This is a genomic window from Nonomuraea sp. NPDC003707, assembly GCF_053587055.1.
On the sequence record NZ_JBSFNK010000032.1, the window covers coordinates 156539 to 164167 of the forward strand.

A 7629-nucleotide genomic window follows, 5' to 3' on the forward strand; every position below is an offset into this window, starting at 1 on the left:
GCACAAGCAACCCTAGTTGACTAATTCCGACTTAGTCAACGCGGGTTGCTTGGCGCGGCCGTGCGAGGTCACTTCAGGCCGTACGCCCGCTGGACGGTCTGCTCGACGGTGTTGCCCTCGGCGTCGGTCGCCTGGGCCCGCAGGCCCACGGCGCCCGTGGTGGCCGCCAGCGCGGGAGGTGTGACGGTGGCCTGGCCGGAGGCCGAGACGCGGACCGGCGTCCAGTGGGCGCCGTCGTCGAACGTGACCGAGAGCTTCACGTCCTTGACCTTCGCGTCCGGGGTGCCGTAGGACCCGTGGTAGCCGGTGACGGTGATCCGGTGCGGCGTGCCCGCCTTGAGGCGGTTGTCCAGGTCGAGGGGCACGTCGTAGCGGAGGTTGAGCCGCCGGACCGGCTCGCACGGCGCCAGCTTGCCCGTGGCGAACCAGGCCAGGCAGAGCCCGTCGTCCGTGGTCTGCATCCCGCCGGTGGGCCGCTTCGACTTGAACGTCCAGGCGGTCTCGACGTCCTTGGCGTACAGCTGGGCCGGGTTCGGGGTGTGGAACTTGTCGGTGAGCCGGTAGGCGGCCTCGGTCTCCGGGAGGGTGAAGGTCGGCACGATGATCGCGAAGATGGCGATCACGACCGTCGCCTCGACGAGCGGGACCTCCCGCCCGTCGCGGTACAGGCGCAGCTCGTCCTTTCCGCCGTGCTTGTCACCCTGGAAGTTGGCGTTGTACGCGAACGCCTCCTGGTGGTTCGGCACCGGGCCCATGATCGGCAGGGCCGACAGGAAGGTGTCCTTCGTCCGGCAGGGGAAGCACTGGGCGGTCCCGGAGCGGAGCACCGCGTCGGAGACGACGACGTTGCCCGGCACGCGGGGCTGGATCCCCCACGGCTCGGTCCGCGTGCCCGCGGTGGCGAAGATGTCCACCGCGGTCGCCGACAGCGCGCGCTTGTTGTAGAAGTCGCCGCCCTCGTCGTAGTTCATCGTGTTCGTGCGGGTCCAGACGACGTCCGGCGAGACGGGCCCGACGTACTCCGTGAAGGTCGTCTGCGCCCGCACGGTGTGCTCCATGGACCACGTGTTCGCGAACCTGGCCGGCCGCACCATCCCCGCCGACGTGCTCAGCTCGACCGAGCCGGGCCGGTCGGCGTGGAAGCGGTCCTCGATGCGCTGCAGGTCGCCCGTCCGGACCGAGTAGGAGAGGTCGGCGGGGACGCGGCCCTGCTCGGGCAGCATCAGCGAGTACAGGTACGGCGTGGTCGCGACGCCCTCCGCCGTGACCGTCACCGGCCGGCGCCCGGCCAGGGCGGCCAGGGCCCGCCCCTGCTCGGCGGTCAGGCTCATGGTCGGGATCGGGTACGTGGGCCAGCCGGCCGCCGGGTCGAGGAAGGCCCGGTTGACGGCCCCGTACCCGAGGACTCCCACGGCCCCCGCCTGCTGGGCGGCCTTGACCCGGTCCAGGGCGTTGCCCGTGCAGGCCACGGCCGGGCAGAGGTCCTCGAGGTTGAGCAGGACGAGCTTGCCGCGCACGTCCAGGCCGCCGAAGTCGGCGCCCTTGCCGGCGTAGGCCAGCGAGAGCCTGCTGCGGCCGTCGAGCTTGGGCGTCTGCGGCGCCATGTCCTGGTAGCGGGGGGTGATGCGGGGGCCGCCGGGCACCGTCATGGTGATGGCGGGGGCGCCGAGCTGGTAGCGGCCGTTGAGGGTGAACGTGCCCTGGGTGACCTTGCGGGTGGGCAGCATCACGTAGTTGTCCAGCCCGTACTGCGGGTACAGGGACTGCACGTCGACGTAGCCGACGCCGTTGGCCGCAGTGCGCCGGTAGGCGTACTGCGACAGGCGGGTCTCCGACTCGCGCGGCGTCCGCACGGACACCTTGCGCGCCTTGCGCAGGTCGAGCGTGACCGTGGTGTCCTTGGTGATCTCGATCTGCGGGTCGGACGGGAGCGACTGGACCCATGCGCCGTCCGCGCCGCGCCAGGCCAGCGCGGTGAGCACGGTGTAGGTGCCGGGGTAGACCTGGGCCTCGGTCTCGGTGCCCGAGGCGGGGGTGTAGGCGTACTGGAGGTCGTCGCGGTCGTCGGTGCGCATGAACATCCACGGGTTCTCCGTGGGGGCGCTCGCGCCGTCGGGCAGCACCACCCGGGCCCGGACGGTGACCTTCTTCGGCTCGACGAACGCGCCCACGGCCGTGTTCACCTGGACCTGGCCGTTCTCGCCGGTGGCGCGGACGGAGCCCTCGTACCAGGTGTCGGGGCCCGCGGGGTCGAACGTGACCGAGACCGGCGCGGTGCCGTGCGCCGGGACGGTGACCGTGTCGCGGTCGACGGTGAGCGTGCGAGCGGGCACGTCGCCGCCCCGGTGCGCCTTGACGCCCGTGCTCAGCGTGAGGGTGACCGGCTGGTCGCCGTCGTTGGTGTAGGTGAGGGTCTTGGTGACCGGGCCGTTCTGGGGCGAGGGCAGGAAGCCGAAGTCGATGCCGCCGGAGCCGCGCACCTGCTGCTTGACGGCGCGGGCGACGTCCACGCGGCCGGCGCCCTGCTCGTAGGCGTCCTGGCCGTCGCCGTGGGCGGAGCTGGTGAGCGCGGCCTTGAGCTGGGTGTTCGTCCAGTCGGGGTGCTGCTGGGCGAGCAGCGCGGCGGCGCCCGCGACGTGCGGGGTGGCCATCGAGGTGCCGGACGCGGTGGTGTAGCCGTCCTCGGCGGGCTCGCCCATGGACGTGCCGGCCGCGCGGGCGGCGACGATGTCCACGCCGGGGGCGCTGATGTCGGGCTTGAGGCTGTAGTCGATCGCGGTGGGGCCCCGGCTGGAGAAGGACGCCAGCTTGTCGTCGCGGTCCACGGCGGCGACCGTGAGCGCCGAGGCCGCGGTGCCCGGGGCACCGACCTGGCGGCTCTTGCCGTCGTTGCCCGCGGCGACCACGAACAGCGCCCCCGAATCGGCGGACAGCTTGTTCAGGGCCTGGTCGAGGGGGTTGTCCGGGCCGGGGCAGCAGCCGCCGAGGCTCATGCTGACCACGCGGGCCTTCTGGTCGACCGCCCACTGCATGCCCGCGATGATGTCGGATGAGAGGCCGCTGCCGTAGTTGTTGAGCACCTTGCCGACCAGCAGCGACGCCTCGGGGGCGACGCCCCGGTACTTGGCGCCGTTGCCCGCGATGATGGAGGCGACGTGCGTGCCGTGGCCGTGGCCGTCCTGGGCGGTCTTCTCCGAGCTGAAGTTCTCGGCCGCGGCGATGCGGCCGGCGAGGTCGGGGTGGGTGGCGTCGATGCCGGTGTCGAGCACGGCCACCTTGACGCCCGCGCCCTTGAGCCCGGCCGCCCACGCCTCGGGCGCGCCGATCTGCTTGACGCTCCTGTCGAGCGAGACCTGGACCTTGCGGTCGAGCCAGATCTTCTCGGACGCGGCCCTCGCCGTGCTGACCCCGGACCAGAACTGGCCGGCGGCCTTCTTGTCCACCTTCACGGCGGCGGCGTCGATGCTGGCCAGGGTGCGGGCCCCGGCTATGCGCTGCTGCGCCCCGTGCTGGACGATCAGGGGCAGGGTGGGGCTCTCCGCGTCGGAGTAGCCGTTGGCCGCCAGGTAGGCGACGTCGAACAGGCCTCTGTCCAGGCGTCCCGCCGACACCAGGCCCATCACGTCCGTGGGGTAGACGTAGTACGCGGCGGGCTCGCGTACCGACATGAAGAACACCGGGGCGCCGTCCGGGCGCCGGGCCGGCTGGATCTGGGCCTGCGGGCTGCCGTCCGGGGCGGTACTGTAGGTGACCACATCCCCGGTGATCAATGTGATCCTCTTCGCGGACTCCCCCGCCGCGCCGACGACCGGCGGCGGCACGGAGAGAGCGGGAGGTGGGGTCGGGGCGGCCATCCCGGTGGAAAGCAGCACCCCCAACGCGACAAGCGACCGGCCGATCATGCGTCTCCTCAGAGATCATCGTGTCCCCGGGAACCATGACAGATCGCAGTAAAGCCGCGAAAGACGATTGTGAGTCCTCTTCCCGCCATGTGCGGAAATAGGACATACTGTGATCGTGCTGGAGATCATCGGGCTCTCGTACGCCGAGCAGGCGCTGTACGAGGCGCTGGTGGAGCGCTCCCCAGCCGCGCTCGCCGAGCTGGGGCACGCCGCCTCCACGGCCGCCAGGCTGGAGCAGCTGGGGCTGATCACCCGGCTCCCGGAGGACCCGCCGCGCTACGTTGCGGTCTCTCCCGAGATGGGGCTGGACGCGCTGATCCGGGCGCGCACCCGGGAGCTGGCCGCGGCCCGCCACCGCGCCGCCCAGCTCGCCGCGCGCTTCCACCGCTCGGTGCCGGACGGGGACTCCGCCGACCTGGTCGAGGTGGTGATCGGCAAGGACGCGGTGGGCCGGTGGTTCCGGCGGCTCCAGGAGAGCGCGCGGCGGCAGATCAGCGTCTTCGACGCGCCGCCGTACGCGACGCCCATGGGCGGCAACGCGGTGGAGTTCGAGCTGCTGGAGCGGGGGGTCGAGTACCGTGCGCTGTACGACCGGCGGGCCATGGAGGTGCCGGGCACCCTCTCGCTCATCACCCGCTACGTCGCGGCCGGCGAGCAGGCCAGGGTCGGCGACGTGCCCGTCAAGCTCGCGCTGAACGACCTTCCCATGGCGATCATGCCGCTCCGCCACGACCAGCACGTGGTGGAGTCCGCGCTGGTGGTGCACGACTCGACGCTGCTGGACGCGTTGTCGGCGTTGTTCGAGATGTACTGGGAGCGGGCCGTGCCGCTGCAGGTCAGGCACGGGCGGCTGGCCGAGGCGACCGGCCCCGCCGAAGCGCAGCGGGACCTGCTGCCGCTGCTCACCGCAGGGCTGACGGACGCGGCCATCGCCGCCCACCTCGGGTGGAGCGACCGGACGGTACGCCGCCACGTGCGCGCGATGATGGTCCGGCTCGACGCGCGAACCCGCTTCCAGGCGGGCTACCAGGCGGTCGTACGCGGCTGGCTGGACGGGGACGCGCTATGACCGCCCTCGGGCTCGGCATGGATGGGGGTGGGCCGTGACCTCGCTGGGCGCGATCGGGCTCGGGCCCGATGAGGAGGCGCTGTACGAAGTGCTGCTCGACCGCTCCCCCGCCACCCTCGCCGAGCTGGCCGCCGCCTGGCCGCGCGCCGACCTGCAGCCGCTGCTCGCGTCGCTGGAGGCCAAGGGCCTGCTCAACACCTCCCCGGGGCCTCCGCCCGCCTACGCCGCCGTCGCCCCGGAGATGGCGCTCGACGTCCTCCTGCTCGCCGCCGAACGCGACCTGCTGCGGGTCCGCGAACGCGCCCGCGAGCTCGAGGAGGTCTTCCAGGAGCGCGCCCGCGAGCGTACGCCCCCGGTGGTCGTCGAGGTGGTCACCGGGCGGCGGGCGGTCGAGCAGCGGCACGCCCAGATCCAGCGCGCCGCCAGGCAGCAGCTTCGGTGCCTGTCCAGGCGGCCGTACTTCGACCCGCTGGGCAGCGTGGCCGCGCAGCGGGAGCTGCTGGAGCGCGGGATCACCAGCCGCATGATCTACGAGCGGGACTTCGTGGCGGCCGAGGGCGCGTTACGGCAGATCGAGGAGATGGTGGGGGCGGGCCAGCAGGCGCGGGTGCTGCCCGAGCTGCCGATGAAGCTGTACGTGGTGGACGACCGGCTGGCGCTGCTCCTGCTCAGGCACGAGCCGGCGGACGCGGTGGCGGCGCTCGTCATCCATCCGTCGGGGCTGCTGGAGGCGCTGATCAGGCTCTTCGAGGGGTTGTGGCAGCGGGCGCTGCCGCTCGGGCTGGCGCCGTCCGTCCGCAACCCGCCGCCCAGGGACTCCCGGGACGACGCGCGGCTGATCGCGCTCCTGCTGTCGGGGCTCACGGACGAGGCCATCGCCCGCCAGCTCGGGGTCGGCCACCGGACGGCGGAGCGCCGGATCGCCGAGCTGATGTCCCGGCTCGGCGCCCGCACCCGCTTCCAGGCCGGCGTCCAGGCCGCCCTCTCCCAACCACCCCCACCACCGTCCCCTTGACGGCGGGAGAGCCACTCCCCCACCGACCGGAGTGCGGTCCTTCGGGGAGTGGGAGTGTCAGGACGCGCTCAACGCCGCACAACCACAGCACCGGCCCTCCCTCCAAGGGACCCCGCCCCTGACGGCGGGAGAGCCCCTCCCCCACTGACCAGTGTGGAGGAGCTGTAGGCGTCTTGGGTGGTCGGGGGAGGGGGTGCGGGCGCATGGATGTGGCCGGATCGCGAGCCCGCGCGATCCGGCCACAGCTCAGAGGGTCAGCTTCCGCAGTGTTCGAAGGGGCTCTCGTACGTGCTCGCCCCGGCCTTGCCGCCCCACTTGACGCACTTGTCGGCGGCGGCGGCCCGGACGGGTCCGGCGTAGTACTCGAAGTTGCCGGTGTCGGTGACCCGGGCCTTGCCCTCGACCTCCAGGAAGGCCGTGGTGGCGGTGGCCGTGCCCAGCGAGGTCTTCTTGATCGTGGCCACGCAGTTGTTCCCGTTGTCCGCGTTGTACAGCAGGAAGACGGTGCCCGCCGTGCCCAGCGCGCTCGAGTCGATCACCTTGTAGCCGGTGCCGCACACCGACTCCGGCGTGTGCGGGTTGGTGCCCCCGCCGCCACCGGTGACGTACTGCATGTACTTGGTCCAGTCCCAGTACTGGCCCGGGTCGGTGTGGTCGGCCTCCGGGACCTCGCTGTGACCCACGATGTGGGTGCGGTCCTTGGGGATGCCGTACCGATCGGCGATGTTGCGGGTCAGCGCCGCCGACGCGCGGTACATCGTGTCGGTGAACCACGTCGCGTTGTCGACCCAGCCCTCGTGCTCGATGCCGACCGAGCGCCGGTTGTAGTTGCCGGCGTGGAAGGCCCGGTCCTTCTCCCTGACCGTCTGCGTGATGGCGCCGTCGGAGGAGCGCACGACGTAGTGGGCCGAGGTGGGGTTCGGCCGGGGCCCGGTCTGGAACCAGTCGATCGTCCCGGCGTAGGTGCCCTGCGCCACGTGGATGACGATGCGGTCGATCGCGTCGCTGGTGGGCCGGTTGGAGACGGCGTAGTTGGTGCTGTGCGCCGGAGCCCACGCGGCGCCCGGGTAGTCGGTGCTCGCCGCGAGCGTGCTGGGCTTGTCCAGGTCGTCCGCCTTGGCGTACGCGCCGCGGTCGGGCGTCACGGCGCGTGCGGGCGCGGTGACGGTCTCCCCTGCGGGCGTCTTGGCGTTCACGCCCTTGGCGAGCTGCTCGTACACGGTGTCGGCGTACAGCCGGGCCACCGCGGGCGAGGAGGCGCCGCCGTACTTGGCGACCGCCTGGTACCACTTGCCCGCGTCCTTGCGGGCGGTGGCGTCCAGCTTGAGCTCGTCGGCGAGGGCACGAAGCACGGCCGCGCCGCCCGCGATGTTCGTCGCGTCGTCCGACTTCAGCGCCGAAGCGGACTTCTTCGTCAGCGTGGCGGCCTTGTCGAGGGTCTTGGCGGTGACCAGGTGCATCACGCCGTAGCCGCCGTCGGCACTGGGCTGGCCCTGGTGGCCGTCCAGGTGGGTCTCGGAGTAGGCCACCGAGACCAGCAGGTCACGGGGCACCTCATACGTCGAGGCCGCCTTGGTGAACGCGTCGGTCATCGGATCGGCGGCCGCCGCCCCGGCCGGCTGCCCCACCAGCATCGACAGGGG

General features: G+C 72.3%; 4 protein-coding genes. 2 read left to right on the forward strand and 2 right to left on the reverse strand.

What is annotated here, in order from left to right; genetic code table 11:
- Positions 1–68 precede the first annotated feature (68 nt).
- Positions 69–3902 (reverse strand): S8 family serine peptidase, encoded by a 3834-nt coding sequence (locus ACWDRB_RS51155; protein WP_449907490.1) that lies wholly within the window; start codon positions 3900–3902, stop codon positions 69–71.
- 115 nt (positions 3903–4017) lie between these two features.
- Between ACWDRB_RS51155 and ACWDRB_RS51160 the strand changes: the two genes are divergently transcribed.
- Both ACWDRB_RS51160 and ACWDRB_RS51165 read left to right on the forward strand, forming a co-directional pair.
- Positions 4018–4971, forward strand: coding sequence for a LuxR C-terminal-related transcriptional regulator (locus ACWDRB_RS51160; protein ID WP_449907491.1), 954 nt, complete (start codon positions 4018–4020; stop codon positions 4969–4971).
- Positions 4972–5005: 34 nt separating this feature from the next.
- Entirely contained in the window at positions 5006–5986 is a 981-nt protein-coding gene (locus tag ACWDRB_RS51165) for a helix-turn-helix domain-containing protein (RefSeq protein ID WP_350742859.1), read from the forward strand.
- 254 nt (positions 5987–6240) lie between these two features.
- Here the strand turns inward: ACWDRB_RS51165 and ACWDRB_RS51170 are convergent.
- Positions 6241–7629: N-acetylmuramoyl-L-alanine amidase (locus tag ACWDRB_RS51170; protein WP_449907493.1), on the reverse strand; the 1389-nt coding region annotated here is incomplete at its 5' end.

What these genes read in the sequence shown, in the direction of transcription:
- ACWDRB_RS51155 (WP_449907490.1), bottom strand. Translation starts at nt 3,902, where the DNA reads ATGATCGGCCGGTCGCTTGTCGCGTTGGGGGTGCTGCTTTCCACCGGG.